The sequence below is a fragment of the Fluoribacter gormanii genome, from assembly GCF_900156395.1.
Taxonomy (GTDB): domain Bacteria; phylum Pseudomonadota; class Gammaproteobacteria; order Legionellales; family Legionellaceae; genus Legionella; species Legionella gormanii.
Window position 1 is genome coordinate 41,693 of the sequence record NZ_FTNL01000024.1, and the last position, 25,378, is coordinate 67,070.

A 25,378-nucleotide genomic window follows, 5' to 3' on the forward strand; every position below is an offset into this window, starting at 1 on the left:
TCGCACAGTTTATTTCCTGTTATTCACACTCGCTTTACCAAGGATTCATATTAAATGGAGATGGGTTAAAGGTTGCTTGCTCCTCCTCATTTCTCGTCTTTGTAGGTTCTATATCCTTATTTTGCTTAATTTCCTCTTGTTTAGAGAGCCTATTAGAAGGCTTGGGTTCCATCGAAAGTGGATTTGGAGCAAGTCTTTGTTCTTTTTCTTTTGTGGCCTCATTCTTTTCTTGTGCTTGCGGAGTGGATATGGGCACTAAATTATTTGCTAGCCTTTGGATAAATGCATCGTATAAAGCTAATGTGGGCATGGTAATACGAAGAGAACATATGTTTCCTTCCTTATCCTGAATAATATGTATGCAATCAGCGGAAAGATGATTTTCTTCTTTAAACTCATTGAATTCTTTTATAATCGCTTCCATGAATTTTTTTAATTCTTCTCTTTGTTCCTCAGTTAATGCATTGGACTCACAAAGTAATTTAATGGTAAGGGTCATTGATTCGCGATCACTATCAACCAACAATAATCCTTTGGCGATCAACTCCGCGATTATTTCTGGGTCAAAACTAGAGTCTGAATCAAGCTCTTCTGAACCAAACTCACCTATCATTTCATCAGCAGTCTCAACTACTTTTCCTGGTTTAGTTAGAAATGCATCCTCACCAGAACTCGCTTTTTCCTCAGATGTCTTCTTATCAGAGGTGGCATTATCACCTCCACCACTGCCTGCGCCATGTCCAGAACAAAGGCGTTTAGGTGCGATTTCTTTAAAACAAGTCGGACAGCGTACTTTTGCACCTTCCTCGGCAGCCTCTTTTTTTTCTGCTTCCTTTCTGAATTGTTGTAAAGCTAATGCTATAGAAGAGGTTTTGGGGTTATCTGCCGTTATAGATTCAGGGACAGGCTGATGTTTTTCTTTGTCTTTTCTCATGAGAATACTCCAGTACAAGTTCATAATAATTTCATCCGAATAAAGATTTACTTATCTGTTATTATACCGAGTTAAAGAAACTCAATTGTATATAATTTGTATATTTATTGGGTTGCTCGTTTTTTGACTTAAAACATCGAGTACATTGTCCCAACTTTTTCCTGCTACATTAATTCCTTTCCCATCAGACGGATTGAGATGTAATTCAATGTAAGGGAAGCTATTATTTTCAATAATTCCAAATTGTTGCTTATGCCATGGAAGAGAAATGTCCTGACAAATAAAATCAAGACCTGTAAGCGGTATATTGAGTATTTTATGTACTTTTTCCAATAACAGTTTATTCTCAGGATGTATCAGGTCGATAACAGTACTGATTTTTGCACCACTACTCATAGTAACTTTTTTGGCAATAAAGATTTGTTGTCCCTTGTTTATTACCGTATTAAGAGCAACTCCCGGGGCTGACAAAATTTTCATCAAGTTGCTATTTGGAGTAATTTTATATGGATATTTACCATGACCTTCTTTCCACCTAACTTTATTTTTTTTATCAATTAACGCTTGAAGTGTAGTTAGACCATCGCCAACAATGTTCTCAGGTTGTCGCCTCACACAAGTGATTAATGAATCATTAATAATTAATGACCGATAAACATCCTCAGGTATGTGTTTTTCAACCAGCACGCGAAAATCAACTTGCTTTAGTATGTTTATCGCTTCTTTTAATTCATTTTGAGTTTGAATAGTACATGAAGTGTGAATACTTAGAGATTCAGATAATGGCTTAACCACAAGAGGAAATCCCAATGAAATGCCATAGTTGTAGGCTTTTTTGCTGGAAATAAAAACCCTCCCTAAGGGGCATGAAATTTGGTTATCTAATAACTTTTTCTTGAGGATCCATTTATTATCATATTTAGCATCCTCATCCAAGCGTGTATTTTTTTGAGAATAAGAGAGATTGGAGTCTGTATGAAATAATATTTTTTTCCTATTGTAGACCAACTTAAAATACAGAGTATGCAAGTTAGATTCCTTAAAATTATACAGCTCTAGCCCTCTTTTTTGTGCTTCATCCCAAAATGCAAGGACACTGTTATTGAATTGTTTCCTATCAATGGTCTGAGTCTTGGTATATAGTTTTAGTTTTTGAAAAATATTAATGACCAACTGATTTAATCGGTTATTGAATCGTAAAAAATCATGCTCTGATAGGAGAAAGAGTTTAGATAAAAGATAGATAAATGGATTGAATATAAAATAATGGAATAAATTAAAAAATTTTCTTCGAAAATGAGAACGTTTTTCGGGATAGCAATGCTCACAATGTTTATTGTCCATATACGCTGTGGGAACAGGTCTTAATGATTTGCAAATGTCACGTGAAGATTTGATTTCTTTATGTTCATCAAAATTTTTAACATAAGCGCTCATAATTTATCTCCACAGATTCGCCCATTAGCTATCATTATATCGAGTTAAAACAGATCAATTGTATATAAAATGTACGGATGCGCCGTGAGTTTGCTTACCTACTGATATCTATGTAACACTGAACTTAAAAATCAATTCAGACTAAATTTGTTTAGAGAGTTTTCTTATTTAAAGAGGCTTAGACAGAACGAATGAAAGATAAATCAATATTGCTTGTAGAAGATAACGTTAAGTTAGCAAACTACCTCAAAGAAAGCTTACAAGAAGCAGGTTATGATGTTTCTATTGAAAAACGTGGTGATAGAGCCGTCTATCGCATCATTCGTGAGCAACCTTGCCTAGTAATATTAGATATAATGCTTCCTGGCATGAATGGAGATCAAATATGCCATACCATTAGAGATGAGTATTTGGGGAAAATACTCATGCTAACAGCAATTAATGATATTGAAAGTGAAGTATCCTCTTTAAATCTAGGAGCAGATGACTACTTAACTAAACCTGTTGCAGACGAGGTTTTGAAAGCAAGAATAGAGGCATTGTTACGTCGACCCAATTTAGTTAATAATCAAAATCAATTTCACTTTGGCAATTTTTCTATCAATTTTAGTACTAAGAGTGTTCAGCTCTTTGATGAAGAAATTTCAATAAGTACCAGTGATTTTGAAATGCTTGCTTTGTTGGTTAAGAACCATGATAGGTTGCTGAGTCGAGATAGCATTATGTATGCTCTTTCTGGGCATGAATATGATGGGGTTGATAGAGGTATCGATTTAAAAATATCACGTTTAAGAAAGGCATTGAATGATAATAATAAAAAGCCCTATCGTATAAAAACAATTCATAAAAAAGGATATATATTTGTATCAGCGGCTTGGGAATAAATATAGATCTCAGCCACCAATCTTATGTAAGACTTATCAAAAATAGTGAAAAATTCTTTTGCCTCGACCTTGGGACTTTTCGTCCTGTTATGAAAGCTTCACCAAATATATCTCAAATCTATAATAATTTACCCTCGACAAAAGTATTATTTTAGATCGAATGTACAATATATATACATTTGAGCCGAGTGCTTTTGATAAAATCAACCTATTATTTTAAGTAATAGTCGAGATGAGCCATGAAAGACGCTGCAATAGAAATCTTAATATATAAACCAGATCCAGATCATCCACTGCCTGAAAATCAGAGAGGTGTGGTAATAAATCCTCACTTAAAACAACGGTTCAAGCAATTTGTTCCAATTGGCGTCTATTTAGAAGGCCCTGATTTGAAGTATTATTTTTTCGATCAGTGTGATAAATCCCCAAAAATCTATAGTAGTTTGGATGAACTCAAACGAGACTTACCGGAAGAACTAGACAATATATTTGAGAAAAACCCAAAATTATTTATTATGGGCCATGCTGGTGGTGGCGAATATGGTATGGGTAATTGCCATGGCCCAAGTGAGCAGTTATATGATGATAATTTTGATAATTTATTACATGGCTTTAAACGAGCATTGCCCGCACATCATGGTGAAGTTTTTGTGACTTTAGAAGGTTGTAATACAGACAATCAACTTAATGCTACAGCAAACTCACAGGAAAAAACATTTTTAGAAAGAGTATCAGTGAAACATCCAGAAATAACGTTTGGTGGAACTGGACCATGGAATGCGCAAGATGCACAGACCGGCTTCCGATCCCTTTCGCCGGCATCCCCTATCACATCGATGGCAGGAAATATTTGGAAGGCTGGAAACAGTGTTATTTTTCATCATGGTGAATATCAAGTTGCCGTTCGAAAATCTTTATTTGCCTCAACACAAACAGCTAAAGAATTAAAAGTTAACACCCTAGAATATGCCCGTGCAATTCTAGGCAAAGACGGAGCCCATGAACTGATAGCAAAAATCGCTTTAAATCGAGATATTCTAAGCATTCAAGATTTAAAGAAAATTGAAGGTTTTCCAGAATTGCGATTTGAAGGAGAAGATGTTGCAAAGTTTGTTGAACAGGAAAACCAAATATTAGGTAAAGAACAAGAAAATTATTTAAACCGTGTCCGTGATATCTTAGGTCGGGCGGACCCTATAGAACAACTGACAGACAGGAATGTATTAGAACTTCTCTTGGGTTTAAAAGAGCCTTCTGTATTTAAGGGTCATGAGGACTTACTAGAGTCAATTCTAGCTAATAAAGCTTTGTTAAACCTGGCAATGGTAAGTTGTGGAAAAGTCCTTATTGGTGGTCCAGGTAATGATAGCGTCATTGATTTATTATTAAAACATGGCGCTGATATTAATAGTGCTGATACAAAAGGCATGACGGCTTTGCACTATGCGGTACAGAATTTTTATAATTATAGAAAAGAGCCCTTACATCTCATTAAAAAGTTAATAGAGTGTGGTGCTAGTCTTGAAGTGCGAAATGAAAAAGGACAGACTCCTATCGAGACAGCGCAAGAACATAGCAAAGATGGACGAGTGACTGCTAGTGATAAGCTTCTCGCATCTTTGAAATCTAGCAATTCACCACCAACTCCCTTAGAACTAAAACAATCTGTTAGACAAATATTTCAGATGAGTCAACACAAGGCTGATGAACTACTTTCATTACCTATTGCGAAACGTGAATATAGCAAATGTAGTGAAGGCACTCTTTATATTCCTGAAGATGTAGTGGAAAAATTGCATGGAGTCCTGCAATCTGCAAGGGGTAATCATGAACTATTATCGGTGTTTGAATCAGAGTTTCGTGAGATTATCAGCGCTCTAGAAAAAGGTTGTGGAACTGGAGAGGTGATTGATGGCGATGAAGATGAATTAATCCCCAAACGCTTTGATGATGCAAAACTCAAGCTAGCAGCAATTATGGACGCACTAGTTGAGATGAAACAAGAGATGGATACTTCAAAAAATGCTAAAGTTGGAGACCAACTTCCAAAACTAAAATCTTAATCGCTAAGAATATCTTGGAAGTACTATGGTGAATCGAGCACCTTTTAATATCGGTGATTGTGTAGCCATGACCTTTCCTCCGTGGAGATTAACAACTTTTTTAACAATAGCTAATCCTAACCCAATATGTTTATCTCCAATTCCGGAGTTTTCGGCAATTGTATATTCAGAAAAAATGTCATCCGCGCCCTCTTCCGGCAAGCCTGAGCCATCATCGTCTACATGAATTAAAATATGACTATTATCCAGCGAAATGGTTAAAGAAATAGTGTGCTCTGCAAATTTCATAGCATTTGTAATCAAATTGGTAACAGCATGTTTTAAGATATTTTCATCTATGTATGCTTTCAAAGAATTTAACTCATTAGTATGAAATGTAATTTCAAATGTCGATGAAGAATAAGACTCTAATAACTTTCTTAACCATACTATTATATCGGTCTCAGACTGTTTTAATTTCAATTCGTTTGAATGCATTTTTGAGTAAATCAAAAAAGTGCTGACGAGGCGATTCATATCTGCAATATCTTCTTGTATGCTGTTTAGCTGTTTATTAAGTAATACATCTTCAGCATTTTTCCTTTTGATACTATCTGTCGCCATTTGTATGGTTGACAAAGGGGTCCTAATTTCATGCGCGACAAATCGGCACATTTGTTTATGTGATTCAATCAGCTCTTTTAATTTCTCACCCATGCGGATGATATTTATATACAGCCCATACAAAACAGAGGTAGTACCCATTTTCCAATGAAAATCAAAGTTTCCTTGACTGAAATTTTTAGTTATCTGATACACCTTTTTCATATTTCTAACAAAAAGCAATGAAAAAAAGGCCATAAGACAAAGGGATAAAAAAAAGAAAGTCCCTATAAAATAATACATAACATCACTGATTCTTGCCATAACTGGCAGATAGCTTAGTGGGCCAATTTTGAGTATTCCACCACTAAAACTATAATAGAGAATAACAATTTGTGACGAGTTTTTATTTGTTTCAAATACTAGACGCTTTGTTGATAAAGAATTAATTATATTACTTGGCAAGAGTTTACTCTTGGTTTTATAAACATGAAGAGGAAACCCATATATTTTTTCTAAACTTAATAGTTCATTACTCCAGGTATTTTTTGATTTTGATAATAAATGTTGAACGATTTGTTTTAAAACAGGATTCATATAATTAAAAATAATTTCGTCAGGATCTGAAAAACTATAAGCTAATGCATATGGGGTATTACCAATTTTTTTATACGCAGTATGTTTTACAATGACCTCGTTTAGAAATTGATAGGTTGTACCTGATAAAAAAATGATTCCACCATTATTTAATTGATTATGCTGCGCCAGAGTGAGTTTTAGACTGTCGATTGCTATAAAATGAATAACATTATCTGTTTTTTTCTTTATTATTGCATCCCAGTTTGATTTCGGATTATTAATTAACTCTTTTTCTAAACTAATTAAAAGCCCTTGTGATGTCGTTTTCCCTGCATTAATAACTATCTCTGTCTCAACTGACTTTAAATAGTTAAAAAATGCCAAAACAAATATTAAAAAAATCACAAAGAACGCAGTCAATATTTTAATATAAATATTAAATTTCATTATTATTTACTCTAAATAATAGATATTTTTTCACAAGAAAGTACTCTTGATTATCTTTGATAATTTTAATATCTAATTCTGGCATAATTACCCTACGTTTTGTCTATCTTTATAACTGACGTGGTCAACCAAAATATTAAACCCCAGTTAAGCAACTTTCATTAAAAAATCGCTCTGTTTTTCAAATTGATTTGGGCTTAAATATCCCAAATATGAATGCAATCTGTGGCTGTTATAGAACATGGTGATGTAATTCAAAATGACCTGTTGAGCTTCCCATCGGTTTTGATAATTTCGCCACTGAACTCGCTCTTGTTTTAAGCTGCCAAAGAAGCTTTCAACAACGCTGTTATCCCAGCAATCACCTTTTCTGCTCATGCTACCAATATATCCCTTGCTCTTTAATAAATTGCGGTATTGGTAACTAGCATACTGCCCCTCTATCGGAATGAGCTATTATTGGGATTGTACAGTTAACGTAATAAAATCAGACTTTGAAAAAGAGTAATTCTTATTGAGATTCTTTACCTCGAATAATTTAAGGTTTAATTTTATGATTAATCAGACTTAAAATTAAAAGTTCAAATCATTAAGGTAGATCTAAGTGTAACTTTAATGCAGAATTGATCTTAGATAAGATTAAATTGTTAACTACGCCCTGAACCTTCATATTAGAAATTCTATTTTTGGAAATAGTTCTAATTTGATGGCATTGAGCTTTTGAGGTTTTCGACAAGCCACTCTCATTAACGTTAAGCAGAACCTCAAATGGATAAACTTTATTTACATTTGATGTAATTGGTACAACAGTAATTGTATTAGCAACATTATTGTTAGCATTATTGCTTATAATAAGAACTGGGCGAATTTTTTTAGTTTCATCGCCCACTGTAGGATCTAAATCAGCATAATAAATCTCACCACGCTTCATTTTCTTCAAGTCCATCTAAAGATGTATTCTCAAATGCTAAATCAACTTCCTGATTCGCTTCTTTGTAATAAGCTTCAAGTTGCTTTTGTTGCAACAAATAAAGTGCTTCTTTAATAACCTCAGAACGACTTTTTAGATGATGATCGATAAGATAATTTTCAATAAATTCACATTGCTGTTGAGGCAAGGAAATAGATAATTTTTGAACATTCATAATATCTTCCTCCTTATATTCTTACTTTTAAGAATACCATAAGTAGGAAAATTTTCAAGTGAGCATCAATAAAAGTATTATTTTTAATGTATAATGAGGAATAGTGGTTAACAAATCGCTAAAAATTTAATTATCGCTATATTCTTGAAGACAACTTTTCAGTTTTTCTAATGCCAAGTTACACCTTACAACAGAAAGTCTAGCATAGTGAGTACTATCATATTCCCTATGAGGCATATCATATAAATGAATATTAGATCTTAAACTCCAAACCCAATTTAAATCATCTTTTAATTTTTTATCAATAATCCCCTTTGTAAAGAGGTATTCGCTTTTTTTATCAAAACATTTTCCACATTTCCCTTTTAAATATATTTTTGTAATACTCTCAATAATTGAACCTCCAAGAACAATGTACATTTTAATCAAAGAATCTAACAACAAGAGCTTCCATAGAATTCTCTCAGGACTTATATATGTTTAGTTGAGCGTAGTGAGCAAATATCTCTATACAAAATCTGATAAAAATTGCTTTTACACTGTATTGATGTGGGTTTTCGAACATTACTATTTAGAGGCTAAATAAATTTTGCTTTTCAAGTGTTCAGTTTTCTGCTTAAAGTCCACTTTTCAAAGTAATCAGACTTAATGTCTTTTATGAATAATCAACTAAATAACTTAACTTCCATATAACAATAAGGAGCTCGTCCTATGCTTTCCTGGGCCTTAATTCTAATTTCAAAAAATTCATCACCCCATAGACGCTGTATGGAGAGGACCTAAATTAGCCCCGTGCTCTTCAATTAATTTTAATAATTTGAGCATTCGAGCCTGAATCTTTGGGGGCATATAGTCGGATTCATTCGCCCTGCTACAATAATCCTCGTTACATAAACATGCTTGACCAGATTATAATAAATATAAAAGTATGTTGAAGAGATTTTCCTGTGAGTTGTTGGGTCCGACTCAACCTACTTGCGTTGGCTGGAAAAACGAACCCCCGTGATGTATAATTTTAATACAATTAAAAGTCAATAATCATTGGTGTCAATATGTATAGTTTCCCTAGAGCAGAGGAAGTTGATATTGATCTAAAAGCCCAACTGTTGAGCTATTTAAACAATATTGGATCTGACGTCAAACAAGTCATTATCACCATTGGATCAGGGCCTAATCCAAGTGACTCCTATGTCCAAAATATCGTTTTTGATTCAGAAAAAAAACACTTAATTATAAATATTGATATAGGCTATCCAGGCGACCATCCCTGCGGTCTCCTTAAAATGTCTACTGATCCGAGAAAATCTAGCTTTACCAAAAATATGGACAAAGTATTAGGATATAAACATGCTGTAATTTTATATAATGATGATCTTTATTATGCATCACCTGAGGATTTTCATATTTATAAACTTAATCCCAAGGATGCTAATCAAGATGACGTTAATTTATTGAAATCAAAGTGCGCCGATACCTATCACCAGGCAAATGATGATGAATTAGAATTAGTCATCCGTGTAACAGGCCGTCGTCAACATGTGAAGACTGCTAGTGTTAATACTGACGATAAAAAATATTTAAGAATGCAATTTGATAGTTCAGTGGCTGCGATAATTAAAGAACCGATTACTGATTTGCTCCGAAACAATGTCATGGTGGTTATAGCTGATTTTCGCTCACCATCACTTTCAAAAGATGTTCAAAACTTGGTAATGCCTCTCTTGGATTATTATAGAAGTCCTAATAGCAACGAAGGCAATCTGATACTAACACAGGGATATTTTGATTTTTATCCTTTATTTTGGCCAACAAAAGAATATCTCTCCACAGCAAATCAGAAGGATACGAATGACTATTCCGACGCGATGTATCAACTTCGTTATAAAGCAGTGGGAAGTGAGGCTCTAGGTAATTATTTTGGTAAGGTTGAAGATACGGTATGCTCAATGACGGTATTATTACCTGGCCATGATACTGGCATTCTCTTTTCTTATCCCGCTATTGGAGAAATTAGCAAAGCGAAAGTAGCAGAAAAACCAAAGGACCAGGATGAATCTAAACCAGTTTGCATAATATCTTAGAGGCTCCGTTGCAAAAACGAAACATAGATTATAATTTAGTCTAACTCCGTCAAATACTGGACTGTCGAGATGCGCTCCACAAAACCTATAGCCTTTAAATGGCGTCATGTTCAAGGTGAATTAATCCTGCAATGTGTACGCTGGTATTGTAAATACGGGATTAGCTATAGGGATTTGGAAGAAATGATGTCAGCGCGTGGGTTATCCGTAGAGCATACAACCCTGTACCGCTGGGTTCAGCATTACGCCCCGGAATTAAAAAAGCGACTTGAATGGCATAAGAAGCGTTATTCTCGACGTTGGCACTTGGATGAAACGTACATCAAGATAAAAGGCGAATGGAAGTACCTGTATCGTGCCGTTGATGAACAAGGCAATACGATTGATTTTTATCTATCACATCGACGCAATACCATTGCTGCCAAACGATTTCTTAAGAAATTAATAAAGGGTAATCCGACTTGTGATATTGGTGTGATTAATACGGATAAAAATCCAGCTTATGGTCAAGTGATTAAAGAGTTAAAACAGGAAGATACACTTGCTGAACACGTTCAGCACTTACAAATTAAATACCGTAATAATCGCCTGGAAGCAGATCATGGAACGCTTAAGCGTCTTATTAACCCAGTCAGGGGATTTCAGTCCATGAAAACGGCCTATGCAACGATTAAAGGTTTTTGAGATCATGCGGATGTTTAAAAAAGGACAGTTTAATATTTGGATGTATGGAGAACGGACGGAACTATCATTCATTAATGAACAATTCGGCCTATACAGTTGAGATCCGTCCAAAACTTAAGATTTTTTAAGTTGATTCTTTTTTGCAACGGAGCCCAGCATAGTATATTTCTCATCATTAGTGATCGGATAAAAACAACTCACTTGGTGATTTATATCCTAATGTTTTTCTAGGTCATGTATTTAATTTATTCATAATATCATGAAGAGCAGGATATGTTCTTCAATATGAATAAAATATTAGTACTTAAAGTTGCTTAGCTATCTCATTGCCAGCGGTAAAACCCCAATTACCGTAAGTCAATGGGAGAATCTATAACAGACTAATCGCCTTACGAAAATAAAGAACAGTAGGTTAGAAACAAATGGAGCCAATCAAACCAAGGGTAGCGAAATGACTTTTTTGCTTAACTGAATTGATATTCCGGCTTCTTTTCTTCAATAGAGACCATTTTTCCTGAAGTAGCCTTCAGCTGCTTTTGAAAGAAACCTGGGCGTCCTTTATTGGGATTATCTGTGGGTAAAAAAGTGAGGATATAGGAAACTACATCAAAAGGCAGTCTATACGTCAGACTATCTCCGCGAATTAGTCCAACCATGGATGCCAAAGCCCTGGCCAAATCAGACTCCCCATTGCTTGACAGAATAAGTCGAGGCCGGTTTTCACCAAGCGCTTGCAATATGGTATCTTTTTGTTGCGCTGTTTTATTTACAAACAGCTTATTTAAACTTAGATTAATCGATTTTACATGAGGAGGAATAGCGGCCAAGGCCTGAGCCAGATCAGCAACAGGCATGTCGCCAAAATTATTTCCGCTTAAATCAAGCGAAGTCACCTGCTCAGGAATCGCTGCAAAAGCCCGAGCGAGCTCAGCTCCAGACTTGGCGCCAAGATAATTTCCGCTGAGGTTAACTGACCTCACCCCTTTCGAAAAATTGGCGAACGCCAAGGCTAAGTCAGCACCAGGGGTATTGCAGAAACCATTCATGGATAAATCCAATGAGTTGACACTGATTGGTATTGCCTTAAAAGCTTGAGCGAGTTCAGCACCCGATTTTCCGCCTAAACCATTTTCTGCTAAAACAAGAGATTCCCCATAATTGGGAATGACTGCAAAAGCCTGGGCTAATTCATTACCTGATCTTGCCCCCAAACCATTATTTTCCAAATTGAGTAACAAGATGCTTATCGGGATTGCTGCAAAGGCTTGAGCTAATTCTGCACCTGATTTGACACCAAGGTAATTGCCGCCTAGATAAAGCCTGATGACACTGGTTGGAATTTTTGAAAAAGCTTCAGCTAATTCTGCTCCAGATTTATTGCAGAGCTTACTCGAGCATAAACTCAGGCTGTGGCAACCATTAGGGACACTATTAAAAGCTGTTATGAAATGATTTCCTAAAAGCGAGGCTAGATTCTTTAACTGGTAATACATCATGGCCAAATAAAATACAAGAATGACTCATATTAACCCATTTGATAATAAAATACAAAAACAGGGCTACCTTTTCTTGGGCTCCGTTGCAAAAAAGAATCAACTTAAAAAATCTTAAGTTTTGGACGGATCTCAACTGTATAGGCCGAATTGTTCATTAATGAATGATAGTTCCGTCCGTTCTCCATACATCCAAATATTAAACTGTCCTTTTTTAAACATCCGCATGATCTCAAAACCTTTAATCATTGCATAGGCCATTTTCATGGACTGAAATCCCCTGACTGGGTTAATAAGACGCTTAAGCTTTCCATGATCTGCTTCCAGGCGATTATTGCGGTATTTAATTTGTAAGTGCTGAACGTGTTCAGCAAGTGTACCTTCCTGTTTTAACTCTTTAATCGTTTGACCATAAGCTGGATTTTTATCCGTATTAATCACACCAATATCACAAGTCGGATTACCCTTTATTAATTTCTTAAGAAATCGTTTGGCAGCAATGGTATTGCGTCGATGTGATAGATAAAAATCAATCGTATTGCCTCGTTCATCAACGGCACGATACAGGTACTTCCATTCGTCTTTTATCTTGATGTACGTTTCATCCAAGTGCCAACGTCGAGAATGCTGAACCCAGCGGTACAGGGTTGTATGATCTACGGATAACCCACGCTCTGACATCATTTGTTCCAAATCCCTATAGCTAATCCCGTATTTACAATACCAGCGTACACATTGCAGGATTAATTCACCTTGAACATGACGCCATTTAAAGGCTATAGGTTTTGTGGAGCGCATCTCGACAGTCCAGTATTTGACGGAGTTGGACTAAATTATAATCTATGTTTCGTTTTTGCAACGGAGCCCTCATGCATACTATAGGAGTTACTCTAATGGGTCTCAAAAAACAGTCGTTTTTTAATACATTGAAAACCTATCAATAAAGTGTAACTCATTGAATGAAGAAAACCTCTAACACTCCTCAGCTGAATTAAAATGCGCAGCCCATTTTAGGGCCTCGAACTCAAATTAAGAGATTTCTTACATGATTATGCGCCATTTTGAGTATAACTCATTAAAATTATTCGCTATGCTTAAATTAGTACGAGGAAGGACAGCGGATGTCTTAATAAGGATTATTTGAACGCATCAAGGACGATGCACTGCCACAAGGATGTGGTCTGCCTCCTCGGAACACAATTCACCATTGCCATTATGAGTAATCAGAATTTATTGCGATTTTTATCACATCTAAAGCCAAGTAAAACCCTCCATTAATTCAATTATTTTAGTATTAATTTGAACCATTGATTAATGGATACAGTTTTCGAACTAGCTTCCCAGGTGAATTACAAATTTTTGCACATCAATATTAAGCGTCCACAAACCCATGGATAGTGAAACACAATAATCTGAAATTTATTACTATGCCGACATTTCGAGTTATGTCTTCGGAGCCCAGAGTTTTATGGCAGATCTTCTTGATGCTGCGGACGTCGGAATAGAGTTGACCGGATTTTTAATTTAAGGCTATGGATTATTACTTTTCTTCATTAGGGAAAACCGAAAATAAAATAAGATGAGTTTCCTCTAGCGAAGCCTGAAGGATTTAACTAGAATGAAGTTTAACTGCTGATAAATATAAACTTTTTGTGCAGGTGTTAATTCATGAATATCCATACTGTTGTTGAAGAACAGAGAGCATTTGCTGCTGGCGGACAGGCCAAAAAGATTGATTTTCGTAAACAGCAACTTCAGAAATTAAAAACCATTCTTAAGCAAAATGAACAACTTCTCTATGAAGCGCTTTATGCAGATATAAAAAAATCTCAATTTGAAACCTACTTAACTGAACTTGCCATGATTTATCATGAGCTTGATGAAGCAATTAAACGGGTACATAAATGGGCAAAACCCAGGGCAACCAGAACAGAATTGGTGCTTCAACCCGGAAAAAGCTTTATCTTACCAGAACCTTATGGCACGACTCTAATTATTGGAGCCTGGAATTACCCTTATCAATTAACGTTAATTCCGTTAATCTCAGCTATGGCCGCTGGGAATACCAGCATCATCAAACCGAGTGAGTTGCCACAAAATACTTCATCAGCCCTGGCAAAAATAATAAACCAAAATTTTGATCCAGCCTATCTTTATGTTGCAGAGGGTGGTACTGAAGTAACTCAGGAGCTCCTTAGTTTTCGTTTTGATAAGCTATTTTTTACTGGCAGCACGACTGTAGGAAAAATTGTAGCTAAAGCAGCTGCGGAACACTTGACTCCTGTTACCCTAGAATTAGGTGGAAAAAGCCCTTGCTTGGTTTTTGCTGATGCAGATCTCAAAATTTCAGCCCAGCGAATTGTCTGGGGTAAATTTTTAAATGCAGGCCAGACCTGTATTGCCCCTGATTATCTTTTAGTTGAACAATCGATTTATCAACCTTTACTGGAAGAACTTAAAAACCAAATCAACAAAATTATTGGCCCCAATCCTCTTGATAGTGAAAGCTACGTACGGATTATCGATCAAAAGCATGTACAGCGTTTAAAAAAACTCATTGACCCACAAAAAATATACACAGGAGGTCAAGTGATTGAAGAAGAAAGATATATTGAACCAACAATTCTTAAGGATGTAAGTTTTGCAGATGAAATTATGAAGGTAGAAATTTTTGGGCCGATTTTACCTGTCATTCCTTTTACCGATCTGCAATCTGTATTGCATGAAATAAAAATGCGCCCACGTCCTTTATCACTTTATATTTTTGGGAAAAATTCAGCACTGCAAAAACGAATCTTGCATGAGGTTTCTTTTGGGGGTGGCTGTATTAATGATGTGATTATGCATATTTGTAACATTCCTCTTCCTTTTGGTGGTGTTGGGGAAAGTGGCATGGGAAATTATCATGGCGAAGCAGGTTTTAATACGTTTAGTCATTTCAAAAGTATTTTGAAAAGACCTTTTTGGTTTGAGCTCCCCATTAAATACAAGCCCTATAATCAATTGAAACTAAAAATAATCCGCACGCTTTTGGGATAAAGCAATACCAATAAAACGCGCTGAGAACTAAATTATAGGATTCGTATTCATATGGGCTTATTATTAGATAAATGTAGTTAAATAATTGCAAAACCATATTCTCTTAAATTAATCAATCTAAGGATTAGGTTTTTCAAATAGTTCTTTTTCTGCAAGACGCTGTGCTCGTTTAGCAATTGCTCCTTGCAACTCCAGAAAAAAAGGAGAAGGCTCTGGAGATTGGTTCGCTTCGGATACGTGTTTCTTACCCCATGACGCATCCAACTCGGATTGAATGTTTAACTTTATATCCAACATTGAATCTAAAGCATGCGTTTTTTGCTGGTAAGAGATTAAAAATGCCCTGCATACGTTTGCAAAACAAAGATTTTCCTCCAAAATCAATGCAGATGTGCTGAGAAAACCAATTATCCGCTCGTCTTTGTGAGTTTTTTGGTGCTGTACTATGATAAGTGAAAGTTCTTTTAATAAAGAGTAAATGAATGAATAATCCTTATCTTCCTTCCCTTCATACCTATATCCATCCACTAAATTTTGTAATAGTATAATGCATTCTTTACTAACTGGCATTCCTTGCTCCAAGTAAATAAACACTTCTTAATTAAAAACTCTGATAGTTAATTTAGCAAGAAAAAAATTGTTATGCTTTTATAATCCTAATCTTGTATGTGGCCAATATAGGGTCTATAACTTTAAGAATAAAATGAGAACAGCTTATGTCAGAAAAGAAACCTGAAGTTAAAACCAGTGATTCCAAGGAGTCTTCCGCTCCACCTACCCTTGAAGCCAACCCTTCTATTCTTGCAAGCATCTTCAAAGGATTACCAGGTAATATTTATTGGAAAGACAAAAATGGAGTTTACTTAGGTTGTAATGACAACATGCTGAAAATGACTGGCATGAAATCGATCATTGGAAAAACAGATTTTGAAATGCCATGGGCCGCATCTGCAGAAACAATTCGTAATAATGATTTAAAAGTAATGGCTCTTAATTCCTCATTAGAGTTAGAAGAGGCTGGAACCATAGCGAATGGACAACAAGTAGTTGTATTAACCAGAAAAACTCCTCTTCGAGATGATAAAGGTAATGTTATCGGTATTGTTGGTGTTTCATTAAACATAACCAAACGTAAAAAACAAGAAGCCGATCTCCGTTCAAGCCAGGAAAAAACTCAATCCACCTTAGAGAACATTCTTGCTCACATGCCAGGCCATGTTTATTGGAAAGACAAAAATGGAGTGTATTTAGGTTGCAACAACCGACAGGCTCAGAATTTAGGATTTCAATTTGGTTATGAAATTGTAGGAAAAACTGATTTTGATTTACCTTGGGGTGAGAATCAAGCTGAATTATTTCGCCAAAATGATCTTCATATCATGCAGACCGGTGAAACTGAAATCATTGAAGAAAAAGCTCAAATCGATGGAAAAAAAGCCATTGTTTTAAGTCATAAATCACCGATGCGCAATAAAAAAGGGGAAATTACGGGGGTGTTAGGGATTTCAATTGATATCACTGACAGAAAAAAAATTGAAGCAGAACTCAATATTGCAAAAGAAAAAGCTGAAGCGGCGAGTCTTGCAAAAACAGAATTTCTTGAAAATATGCGTCACGACATCCGTACCCCTCTTACTGGCATTGTTGGATTTGCAGATCTCATCAAATTTGAAGCACAAAGCCCTCGAATTAAAGAGTATGCAGACAATCTGGTAGCATCAAGCCATGCCCTTCTCGATTTTATGGATGATGTGCTTGAAGCCATTCATGTAAGTTCTGGCGAAGTACCCAAAGTCAGAAAAAAATTCGTCTTGCAAAAAGTGGCTCAGCATATTATTGACCTTAACAGAGCCAAGGCATTTGCAAAGCACTTGGATTTATCGCTGAATTTTGATGCAAATATTCCTAAATACCTCATCGGTGATCCGGTTCGTATCCATCGAATTCTACTTGAATTGATTGCCAATTCGCTGAATTTCACAGACGCAGGTTTTGTGAGATTAACAGCCAAATTAGCAAAACAGGAAAATCGTGAAGTCATCCTCAAATTCATCGTAGACGATAGCGGTATAGGCATTCCCAAGGATAAACAGCAGGAAATTTTCCTACAATTTAAACGGTTAACTCCTTCCTACAAGGGAATTTATAAAGGAGCTGGTCTAGGGCTTGCGGTAATCAAACAATTTATCGATGAATTAGATGGCGAAATATATGTTGAAAGTACGGTTGCAAAAGGAACAACATTTACCTGTATCATTCCCTTAAAAACAGCACTTCTTGAAGATGAAACAGGTATTGATAAGGATTTTATTGACTCTACCATTCCAAGCTTGGAACAAAAAAACCCGATTACCAATAAGCATCCAGAGTCATTGGTAAAACCATTCAAACATCGTATCTTACTTGTTGAAGACAATACTATTGCACAAACCATCGCCAAAGAAATGCTTCATCAATGTGGCTGTCAAGTTGATCTAGCAGCTGATGGACAATCGGCGTTACAGCTCTGGAAGAAAAATAGGTATGATTTAATTTTTATGGATATCGGTTTACCCGATATGGATGGATATCAAGTGACTCACCACATTCGCGTACAAGAAATCGCCAAAAACCACCATACTCCAATCATAGCGCTCACGGCTCATATAGGTGAAGAAAATAAGCAACGGTGCATTGAATCAGGGATAAATGCTGTACTCAGCAAACCACTCACTCAAAAAAATTGTTGTGATATTTTGAATTCATTTATTCCCTCTATAGAAAAAGGCACATCTCCTGAACATGGTCTCTTTGATTTACCAACGACAGAGGAACAATTTTTTCAGCTCGCAGAATTTCCAATACTTGATGTTGAAGAAGGAATTAAAACAACGGGTACAGAAGCTACACTTTGCGGAATGCTCAACCTCATGTTGAGCCACTCTTTTGTCGAAGATTTAGTCCTGCTAAAAAGAGCGCATGAGCATGGTGACTGGGAAAAAATCCAAAAACTTGCCCATAAAATAAAGGGCGGTGTCGTATATGTTGGTGCCATTCGTTTAAAAATAGCCTGCCAATACTTTGAGTGTTATTGGAAATCAGGTCAACGCGCTTTATTGGAACAGTTATATCAGCAAATCCTACGCGTCATCGAGGAAACCACCTCTGAAATTAGAAAATGGATAAAAACAAAAGCACCTTATTAATCAAACCTGTAGCCCAGAGGCAGCGCAGCGGAACCCGGGATTGAAACGTTTTACTATCCCCAACAATTCAAATTTCGCTGCGCACACCCGTGCAAATCAGAACTCGAAACAGCCAACTACCGACTCATTTTCCGAAACAACTTCTTGAATTACTTTCAGGTGATCTACGGCTGCTTTTGCGGGATATTTTTTAAATCGAAGTGCAACAGGCCTTAAGTAGTTTGGATAATAGGGCTTTATCAAATACTCATAAGTGGCAGCCATCGCCTTATTTCTACCACTGGGATAAACTTCGAAATCATAAGCTTTCTCGGTCCACAGGCACATCACAGAACATTCCTCAATCAAATAATCAAGACAGAGCTTAAATGCTCGTTCATGATCGACATCCGCAGCAGAAAATCGGCTCAAATATCGAGTTAGAAATTCATCGATATTGGCATGAATTGCATCGCGAAATGATCCATTGGAGTTATATTCCGTTTGCACACGCATATGAGTGTTAATGTAATTTTGACTATTATACCAATCATCCCAGCGCATAATCTCAAAAGGAATGGTCAATTCATTATAAGCCATTTCATTTCGCTTCAACCAGTCATCTCCTTCTTGTACAGCTAACTGGTATAATTCATCTGGTGCTGCATAATTCATAATACCTATAGTGTGACGTTGGACACTATCATCAACAAGAATGGTACATCGCTTAAATGAGGAGTTAATCAGTTTAATAACTGCCGCAAACTTTTCACCCTCATGAATGGATTGGCCAACACTAATGGGCATCAGACATGAAGACTGAGGAAAGAGTTTTCGCTCTTCTACTGGGTTTTCTCTAAAGGAAGCTTTTACAATCCTATTATCAATTAAGCTCATGCTCCTAAACCTCCTTTGAATTGCTTGAAACTAATTTCTGCATAAAAATAAACCATATTTTATTTGTTTAAAGTCATTTTGTCTATTAACGAACCATTAAAAAGACATCGATAACATAATAATTACTTAATGTTAATATTGTATAATTTGTGTAATATATGTAAATATAAATCCTAAAAGCGAGTGTAAAATGTCTTATAGAATAGATAATTCTGGTGGTGGTGACTGCGGATTTTATGCTTTTGCAATAGGCTTGATCAACACCATTCAAAACGAATACTCCCTCCACGGAAAAAGTAAGACATATGATCGATGGAACACTGAAGGTCTTCATACCGTTAGTTTACAACAAATTCTGGAGGTGGATTTAAATAAGTTATATCACTCTCCCAGAACTTATAAAAATCAACTCCTATTCACGCTACAGATGTCGCTAAGAAATATCGCCTTTAACGTGTATAAAAATGAACTGATTAATAGAATCAGAGGAGAAGAAGTATTACTAGACCAACGAGCTAAAATTGAAGCAACACCCGTGTTTGGTAAGTTTAAAGAATTGGTAGACTTTTATTTCGATGATAAAGGTTCACTCGCTGAAATAAGACAATTTAACGAATTAGCTTTATCTCCTGACGTTCTACTCTTAGCAGAACAAACCGCTCAAACATTACAGGTAAAACTCCAACAAGAATCTGCGGATAGGCCAGAACAAATTGAACTTGAGCATGTAAAAAATGTAGTACTGCATGATGTGATGTCTGTAGGTAAAGAAAATCCTGACTCAATAATTCTAAAAGGAGTAGAAAAAATCAGGGAACAAGGAAGATGGGCAACACATGATGATTTAAAAGAAATCGCAGCGCATCTTGATGTAAATCTTTATGTCGTAGGTAAAGAAAATGGGGTTACTCTTCCTGATCGTTCTACTATTACTTTAAATAATGAGGGTAATGCACATTGGACTACCCATGTCGAACAATTGACACCGCCACAGGCTAATTCCTCCAAAGAAGAGCATGTTGATACACCTCCTGTACCTAAGAAACGGCAAAAACGAATAAAAGAAGAAGAAGCCTTCTCTAAAAAAGAAGAACAAGTGATTGTTGCAACTGTAAGCACCCAAGGCGAAGAAGATAAAGTTGATCTTTATCGACAAAATATAAAAGAACTTATTCAAGCAGCATCGACTCAGGGTTTGTTTTCCCAAGTTAAAAATAAGATTGATGTTGATAAGATTGATACGGCAGAGGCTCTTAAAAATGAACGGGGTGACCAAATAGAATCTGACGAAGATTTTGCAGCTCGCTTACAAGAAGCAGAATTAAGACGCGTTCTGGGGTAAAAATTCCCTCCTTTTTACTCATGGACGCTTGAATCTTCCACTTTATATTTATAACTCAACTTGTCATATTGCTCTATCTTAACTAATTTATAAAAATTACCTACTTATTAAGGTATTTTCTTAATGAGCAACATTCAACGTTTTATCAAAGCCCAACAAAGCCAAGATATCTATGTTTCATTCCAGCAAGCTTATACTGAACTGGAATCTGGGAGCAAACAAAGCCACTGGATATGGTATATCTTTCCTCAGTTGAAACAGCTTGGATTCAGTTCAATAGCTCAACATTTTGGTATTGTTGATTTCAAGGAGGCATGTGCCTATTTACAAGATGAATTACTGTTCCGCAATTATCATGCAATTGCTCAATTGGTAAAGCAACAATTAAAAACGATTTCTGTCTTGACACTCATGCATGGAGAGATTGATACCAAAAAACTGGTATCCAGCCTCACCTTGTTTCGAGAAGCCGCCTCTTTTCTTTTGCATCATGGAGATACATCTCAGGACTTTGCAGCACTAGTAAGTTGCTGCGAACAAATTCTTAAAGAGACCACAAAACAAGGTTATGCTCCCTGTGAACTAACGCTTAAATTAGTGCGCAAGCAAAAAAATCAAGCCTCATGATCAGAATAAATTAAAAATTTCATGTTTTTTCTTTATTGCAAAAGTGTATGATTGCTGCATAAAATAACTTAAGTTATTGGAAGCACAATATAATGAAGAAGTTCGCTGGTGTCTTTTTTCTATCCTTAACTCTGGGGATTCAAATCTCAAACGCGAACAATCTGAGTCCAATCGAGAATCATATAACCCGGTATATTACTACTCAATCTCAAGAACAACTTTCATTACTCGAACAATTAGTCAATACAAACAGTGGTACTACAAATCGCTCCGGTATTCATAAAGTTGGGACCATGATACGCCCCAGACTGGAGAAACTTGGATTTAAAACCTATTGGGTAGATGAACCCCCTACCCTAAAACGAGTAGGGACATTGGTTGCTCAGCACACTGGCAACAAAGGCAAAAAACTACTTTTAATTGGCCATCTTGATACCGTGTTTCCTGCTAATAGTCCATTTCAGCATTTTGTACGTCAAGGAGATGTAGCAACGGGTCCTGGAATCATCGATGACAAAGGTGGCGTGGTTGTCATCCTTTATGCATTAAAAGCGTTGCAAGAAGCGCATGTTATGGATGATGCAAATATAACGGTTATCTTAACGGGTGATGAAGAAGATTCAGGAAAACCAATCTCAATTTCTAGAAAACCGTTAATTGATGCGGCAAAAGATAGTGATATTGCCCTCGATTTTGAATGGTCAATTACATCAGATACGGTTACCGTTGCGCGTAGAGGCATAGCGCACTGGACAGTGGAGGCATATGGTAACGAGGCCCACTCGTCAGAAATTTTTCAAAACAAAGCAGGTTATGGCGCTACATACGAATTAGTAAGAATCTTAAATACAATGCGTACTAAACTGAGCCGGGAGCATTTTTTATCATTTAACCCAGGTCTTGTTTTAGGAGGCACCACGATTAGTAATAGAAATAAAAATCAAGGAACTGCTTTTGGCAAAGAAAATGTAATCGCAAAAATTGCTATGGCAAATGGAGATTTGCGTTTTATCACTGAAGATCAAAAAAGTGCGGCAGAGAAAAAAATAATAGATATTGTTGCCGATCATTTGCCAGGCACCACTGCCTCTATTAAATTCCAGGATGGGATACCGAGCATGCCGCCTACTGCCGCTAACGAGGAATTATTAAGACAATACAGTAAAGTTAGTGAAGACTTGGAACAAGGAATGGTACTTCCTCTTGATCCCGGGGCAAGAGGTGCAGGTGATATCTCACACATTGCCTCCCTTGTCGATGGAGCATTGGCAGGATTGGGTCCTGTAGGCACTGGAGCACATTCTGAGAGAGAAACTATCGATATCACTTCTCTTTCAACACAGACTCAACGCGCATCCCTATTGATTTATCGATTAATTAACTCATGACGATAAGCATCAATTAAGACAATTCAGTTTTCTTTAATCATTCTGATGTATACTATAAATATTCAATCATAAGCGATATTCGAGGTATTTCTATGCAAACGAAGTTACATGAAGAAGAAAAAAAAGCAGCGAAAGCACGATATGATGAGCTACTTGCCGCCTTGACCGCCATGAATAGAGCACAAGAAAATTTATTATTTACTATACAGCCTAATCCAACTCTTTTTGAAAAACTGTATGAGAAGGATCAGGTTGCTCCCCTATATGTTGAATTTGTATCAAAAAACTCAGGGGCTAAATTTACCATAGAGAATAAATTTTTTCCCCATAGTTGGATTGTCACAACACCAGAAAATGCAACCAAAGAAGAATTAGACTTTGTAAGAGATCTAACCCTGGAAACCATTGCACATCCTCAAAATGCACCAGCAGATTACCAACCTAAGCTTTTAGCGTTTTTCCCTGATAACACGCCCCCAGAGCAGATTAGAGAGTTCATTAAAGCGGCCGAAGGAAAAGGAATAGAAGTTAATTTATTTATTGGAAAAAAATCAGAGTTTGACAAAATCACTCAAGAGCACTCCCAAAAAACAAAAGAAGCTATTGAATCAGGAAATCTGGATAAACTCCCCGGATGGGAAGGGTATATGAAAATGATTAATCAGAGTGAAGGAGGAAAGAAAGGAAAAGAAATGCTTAGCAAGCTTGACTCAGAACCGACGAGCTCATTGAGCAATAATTGAAAATTTATTATTTCTTATTGATCAATTTTAGCTGTGGTTGCTGACACTAACACTATAATATGATCAAGACATTTGCCTTTGATTAATTCAGAACAGCTGGCTGTTATAAAATTGAAGGATTTTCGTTAAACATTTAATATACCTTTTTATGGATTGGCTTGATTTGATTCCTTATATTCATCGTAGTTCCTATTTAAAATTACCGCCTAATTTTTATGAGGTGATTGAGCCAACGCCGATCACAGATCCTTATTTAGTTAAGTTTAATCATGAATTTGCTTCCTATCTTTGTGCGCCACATTCTTCTTTGGCTCCCGAACAAGACATTATCTCTTTTTACGCAGGAAACGTAGTTCCTGCACACCTTAAAAGTATCGCATTAGCCTATGCAGGACATCAGTTTGGATACTACGTTCCTCTTTTGGGAGATGGTCGCGCCGTATTACTTGGTGAGATACACAGTCAAGATGGAGCACTATGGGATATTCAGCTCAAGGGATCTGGAAAAACAATGTTTTCACGCACAGGTGATGGGAGAGCACCTCTTTCTGCGGTATTAAGAGAATATCTGATCAGTGAAGCCATGCATGGATTAAATATTCCAACCACTCGTTGTTTGGCTGCAATTGCAAGCAAAGAAAAAATCTATCGCCAAAATGGTCCTGTACCCTTGGGTGTTCTCACTCGGGTTGCATCAAGTAGTTTACGAGTGGGCTCTTTTGAATATGCTGCGGCTCAAGAAGATGATCAGTTACTTAGATCTTTAGCTAACTATGCTCTTGAACGACATTATCCTGAGCTTTTACCCAGCACAAACCCCTATCTTGAATTATTCAAAAAAATTGTTGACCGCCAAGCATATCTTATCGCTGAATGGATGGGAGTAGGCTTTATTCATGGAGTCATGAATACGGATAACATGACCATATCTGGCGAGACAATTGATTATGGTCCCTGTGCTTTTATGGATGAGTTTGACTTTGGTACAGTATATAGCTCTATTGATCTTGCTGGTCGTTACGCATTTGGAAATCAAGCCTCCATAGCAAAATGGAATTTGGGGCAATTAAGTTTGGCTTTACTGCCATTATTTAAAGGTGAAAAAGCATTGGAACAAATGCATGAAGCGCTTAACTCATTTACAGAACGCTTCTCCCAATATTGGAATAAAAAAATAAGAGCAAAGTTAGGTCTTTTTGATGAAAATGTTCAACCGGTCGAACTGATTAAAAAGTTCTTCAGTATGTTACAACAGCATAAACCTGATTTTACAAATACTTTTCGTCTGATGAGTCACGCCATTGATTGTGAGCGCTATCAGAACGATTTAATAAAAGCATTAGGGAATCAGCCCGGCAGCAAACTGTGGGTTTCTGATTGGTTGCATTGTATCAAACAACAAGAAATTGAGATCAATGAAATAAAAGACAAGATGAATCGGGTAAATCCTGCTTATATTCCTAGAAACCACTTAATTGAAAACGCAATCCGAGAGTTCATTGAACACAACGACAGCGCTCTAATGGATAGCCTTTTAGCGGTCTTGAAGAATCCTTTTCATCAGCAAAAAGGAACTGAACACTTACAATGTTTACCCTTACCTCATGAGCGAGTTTACCAAACATTCTGCGGGACCTAAATTGTAGCCTGGGTGTAGCGTAGCGAAACCCGGGTTTTTGGGGATATAAATGAAATCTCTTATTCCCAGCTCCACTAATCCCAAGCTAAATAACAACAATTTAAAGTATTTTGTAACTCCCCGCGTCATCCCGAACCCGAGCGCAGCGAGGGTGAGGGATCTCCTGTCAGGTGGAACAATTTTTAAAGAATCGATTGATACAAATCATTC

At 36.4% G+C, this 25,378-nt stretch carries 20 protein-coding genes and 2 pseudogenes; 11 read left to right on the plus strand and 11 right to left on the minus strand.

What is annotated here, in order from left to right:
* Positions 1-34: 34 nt before the first annotated feature.
* Positions 35-934: a hypothetical protein gene (locus tag BW930_RS13885; RefSeq protein ID WP_058468940.1), complete on the minus strand. Its 900-nt coding sequence runs from the start codon at positions 932-934 to the stop codon at positions 35-37.
* 81 nt (positions 935-1,015) lie between these two features.
* On the minus strand, positions 1,016-2,371 hold the full coding sequence (locus BW930_RS13890) for a hypothetical protein (protein WP_254843424.1): 1,356 nt from the start codon (positions 2,369-2,371) through the stop codon (positions 1,016-1,018).
* A gap of 191 nt (positions 2,372-2,562) precedes the next feature.
* Between BW930_RS13890 and BW930_RS13895 the strand changes: the two genes are divergently transcribed.
* Together BW930_RS13895 and BW930_RS13900 are read left to right on the plus strand one after the other, a co-directional pair.
* Positions 2,563-3,255, plus strand: a complete 693-nt coding sequence (locus BW930_RS13895; RefSeq protein ID WP_076547565.1) for a response regulator — start codon at positions 2,563-2,565, stop codon at positions 3,253-3,255.
* A gap of 239 nt (positions 3,256-3,494) precedes the next feature.
* Positions 3,495-5,318: an ankyrin repeat domain-containing protein gene (locus tag BW930_RS13900; protein ID WP_076547567.1), complete on the plus strand. Its 1,824-nt coding sequence runs from the start codon at positions 3,495-3,497 to the stop codon at positions 5,316-5,318.
* Between the two features lie 3 nt (positions 5,319-5,321).
* Here the strand turns inward: BW930_RS13900 and BW930_RS13905 are convergent, their stop codons facing one another.
* The 5 genes and pseudogenes from BW930_RS13905 to BW930_RS13925 all read right to left on the minus strand — a co-directional run bounded on the left by BW930_RS13905 (position 5,322) and on the right by BW930_RS13925 (position 8,512).
* Positions 5,322-6,926, minus strand: a complete 1,605-nt coding sequence (locus BW930_RS13905; protein ID WP_076547570.1) for a sensor histidine kinase — start codon at positions 6,924-6,926, stop codon at positions 5,322-5,324.
* A 147-nt stretch (positions 6,927-7,073) separates the two neighbouring features.
* Positions 7,074-7,386 (minus strand): annotated as a pseudogene (locus BW930_RS13910) (IS3 family transposase); the annotation flags it as partial.
* 129 nt (positions 7,387-7,515) lie between these two features.
* Positions 7,516-7,857 carry a type II toxin-antitoxin system PemK/MazF family toxin gene (locus BW930_RS13915; RefSeq protein ID WP_058469002.1) on the minus strand — a complete coding sequence of 114 codons (342 nt, stop codon included), beginning with the start codon at positions 7,855-7,857 and terminating at the stop codon, positions 7,516-7,518.
* Positions 7,844-8,071 (minus strand): ribbon-helix-helix domain-containing protein, encoded by a 228-nt coding sequence (locus BW930_RS13920; protein ID WP_058469001.1) that lies wholly within the window; start codon positions 8,069-8,071, stop codon positions 7,844-7,846. Before BW930_RS13920 ends, BW930_RS13915 begins: the two co-directional genes overlap by 14 nt.
* A gap of 126 nt (positions 8,072-8,197) precedes the next feature.
* Positions 8,198-8,512, minus strand: a complete 315-nt coding sequence (locus BW930_RS13925; RefSeq protein WP_058469000.1) for a hypothetical protein — start codon at positions 8,510-8,512, stop codon at positions 8,198-8,200.
* Between the two features lie 611 nt (positions 8,513-9,123).
* Here BW930_RS13925 and BW930_RS13930 point away from each other — a divergent pair.
* The gene (locus tag BW930_RS13930; RefSeq protein WP_058468999.1) at positions 9,124-10,152 is read left to right on the plus strand and encodes a hypothetical protein; all 1,029 of its coding nucleotides are present in this window, start codon (positions 9,124-9,126) and stop codon (positions 10,150-10,152) included.
* 69 nt (positions 10,153-10,221) lie between these two features.
* Positions 10,222-10,936, plus strand: a pseudogene (locus BW930_RS13935) (IS6 family transposase).
* A gap of 364 nt (positions 10,937-11,300) precedes the next feature.
* Here BW930_RS13935 and BW930_RS13940 read toward each other — a convergent pair.
* The gene (locus BW930_RS13940) at positions 11,301-12,332 is read right to left on the minus strand and encodes a leucine-rich repeat domain-containing protein (RefSeq protein WP_076547572.1); all 1,032 of its coding nucleotides are present in this window, start codon (positions 12,330-12,332) and stop codon (positions 11,301-11,303) included.
* Between the two features lie 129 nt (positions 12,333-12,461).
* Positions 12,462-13,127 carry an IS6 family transposase gene (locus BW930_RS13945; protein WP_064276688.1) on the minus strand — a complete coding sequence of 222 codons (666 nt, stop codon included), beginning with the start codon at positions 13,125-13,127 and terminating at the stop codon, positions 12,462-12,464.
* 870 nt (positions 13,128-13,997) lie between these two features.
* On the opposite strand from BW930_RS13945, the gene BW930_RS13950 reads away from it, so the two are divergent.
* The gene (locus BW930_RS13950) at positions 13,998-15,368 is read left to right on the plus strand and encodes an aldehyde dehydrogenase (RefSeq protein WP_058468557.1); all 1,371 of its coding nucleotides are present in this window, start codon (positions 13,998-14,000) and stop codon (positions 15,366-15,368) included.
* A 117-nt stretch (positions 15,369-15,485) separates the two neighbouring features.
* Here BW930_RS13950 and BW930_RS13955 read toward each other — a convergent pair whose 3' ends face one another.
* The gene (locus tag BW930_RS13955) at positions 15,486-15,938 is read right to left on the minus strand and encodes a hypothetical protein (protein WP_058468556.1); all 453 of its coding nucleotides are present in this window, start codon (positions 15,936-15,938) and stop codon (positions 15,486-15,488) included.
* A gap of 146 nt (positions 15,939-16,084) precedes the next feature.
* Here BW930_RS13955 and BW930_RS13960 point away from each other — a divergent pair, with 146 nt between their 5' ends.
* A complete protein-coding gene (locus BW930_RS13960) occupies positions 16,085-18,553 on the plus strand; it encodes a PAS domain-containing sensor histidine kinase (protein ID WP_076547574.1) in 2,469 nt (822 codons plus the stop codon).
* A 96-nt stretch (positions 18,554-18,649) separates the two neighbouring features.
* Here BW930_RS13960 and BW930_RS13965 read toward each other — a convergent pair whose 3' ends face one another.
* Positions 18,650-19,429, minus strand: coding sequence for a hypothetical protein (locus BW930_RS13965; protein ID WP_058468555.1), 780 nt, complete (start codon positions 19,427-19,429; stop codon positions 18,650-18,652).
* Positions 19,430-19,619: 190 nt separating this feature from the next.
* On the opposite strand from BW930_RS13965, the gene BW930_RS13970 reads away from it, so the two are divergent.
* From BW930_RS13970 to BW930_RS13990, 5 genes are all read left to right on the plus strand, one after another.
* Positions 19,620-20,771: a hypothetical protein gene (locus tag BW930_RS13970; protein ID WP_058468554.1), complete on the plus strand. Its 1,152-nt coding sequence runs from the start codon at positions 19,620-19,622 to the stop codon at positions 20,769-20,771.
* A gap of 123 nt (positions 20,772-20,894) precedes the next feature.
* Entirely contained in the window at positions 20,895-21,398 is a 504-nt protein-coding gene (locus BW930_RS13975; RefSeq protein WP_058468553.1) for a DUF1810 family protein, read from the plus strand.
* Between the two features lie 92 nt (positions 21,399-21,490).
* On the plus strand, positions 21,491-22,786 hold the full coding sequence (locus BW930_RS13980; protein ID WP_058468552.1) for a M20/M25/M40 family metallo-hydrolase: 1,296 nt from the start codon (positions 21,491-21,493) through the stop codon (positions 22,784-22,786).
* Positions 22,787-22,878: 92 nt separating this feature from the next.
* On the plus strand, positions 22,879-23,529 hold the full coding sequence (locus BW930_RS13985; RefSeq protein ID WP_058468551.1) for a hypothetical protein: 651 nt from the start codon (positions 22,879-22,881) through the stop codon (positions 23,527-23,529).
* A 148-nt stretch (positions 23,530-23,677) separates the two neighbouring features.
* Positions 23,678-25,168, plus strand: coding sequence for a protein adenylyltransferase SelO (locus BW930_RS13990; protein ID WP_058468550.1), 1,491 nt, complete (start codon positions 23,678-23,680; stop codon positions 25,166-25,168).
* Positions 25,169-25,378 lie beyond the last annotated feature (210 nt).

Excerpts from the sequence above, each read along its gene's own strand:
- BW930_RS13885 (WP_058468940.1), bottom strand. The coding sequence starts at position 934 with ATGAGAAAAGACAAAGAAAAACATCAGCCTGTCCCTGAATCTATAACG.
- BW930_RS13890 (WP_254843424.1), bottom strand. The coding sequence starts at position 2,371 with ATGAGCGCTTATGTTAAAAATTTTGATGAACATAAAGAAATCAAATCT.
- BW930_RS13895 (WP_076547565.1), top strand. The coding sequence starts at position 2,563 with ATGAAAGATAAATCAATATTGCTTGTAGAAGATAACGTTAAGTTAGCA.
- BW930_RS13900 (WP_076547567.1), top strand. The coding sequence starts at position 3,495 with ATGAAAGACGCTGCAATAGAAATCTTAATATATAAACCAGATCCAGAT.
- BW930_RS13905 (WP_076547570.1), bottom strand. The coding sequence starts at position 6,926 with ATGAAATTTAATATTTATATTAAAATATTGACTGCGTTCTTTGTGATT.
- BW930_RS13915 (WP_058469002.1), bottom strand. The coding sequence starts at position 7,857 with ATGAAGCGTGGTGAGATTTATTATGCTGATTTAGATCCTACAGTGGGC.
- BW930_RS13920 (WP_058469001.1), bottom strand. The coding sequence starts at position 8,071 with ATGAATGTTCAAAAATTATCTATTTCCTTGCCTCAACAGCAATGTGAA.
- BW930_RS13930 (WP_058468999.1), top strand. The coding sequence starts at position 9,124 with ATGTATAGTTTCCCTAGAGCAGAGGAAGTTGATATTGATCTAAAAGCC.
- BW930_RS13940 (WP_076547572.1), bottom strand. The coding sequence starts at position 12,332 with ATGATGTATTACCAGTTAAAGAATCTAGCCTCGCTTTTAGGAAATCAT.
- BW930_RS13945 (WP_064276688.1), bottom strand. The coding sequence starts at position 13,127 with ATGCGCTCCACAAAACCTATAGCCTTTAAATGGCGTCATGTTCAAGGT.
- BW930_RS13950 (WP_058468557.1), top strand. The coding sequence starts at position 13,998 with ATGAATATCCATACTGTTGTTGAAGAACAGAGAGCATTTGCTGCTGGC.
- BW930_RS13955 (WP_058468556.1), bottom strand. The coding sequence starts at position 15,938 with ATGCCAGTTAGTAAAGAATGCATTATACTATTACAAAATTTAGTGGAT.
- BW930_RS13960 (WP_076547574.1), top strand. The coding sequence starts at position 16,085 with ATGTCAGAAAAGAAACCTGAAGTTAAAACCAGTGATTCCAAGGAGTCT.
- BW930_RS13965 (WP_058468555.1), bottom strand. The coding sequence starts at position 19,429 with ATGAGCTTAATTGATAATAGGATTGTAAAAGCTTCCTTTAGAGAAAAC.
- BW930_RS13970 (WP_058468554.1), top strand. The coding sequence starts at position 19,620 with ATGTCTTATAGAATAGATAATTCTGGTGGTGGTGACTGCGGATTTTAT.
- BW930_RS13975 (WP_058468553.1), top strand. The coding sequence starts at position 20,895 with ATGAGCAACATTCAACGTTTTATCAAAGCCCAACAAAGCCAAGATATC.
- BW930_RS13980 (WP_058468552.1), top strand. The coding sequence starts at position 21,491 with ATGAAGAAGTTCGCTGGTGTCTTTTTTCTATCCTTAACTCTGGGGATT.
- BW930_RS13985 (WP_058468551.1), top strand. The coding sequence starts at position 22,879 with ATGCAAACGAAGTTACATGAAGAAGAAAAAAAAGCAGCGAAAGCACGA.
- BW930_RS13990 (WP_058468550.1), top strand. The coding sequence starts at position 23,678 with ATGGATTGGCTTGATTTGATTCCTTATATTCATCGTAGTTCCTATTTA.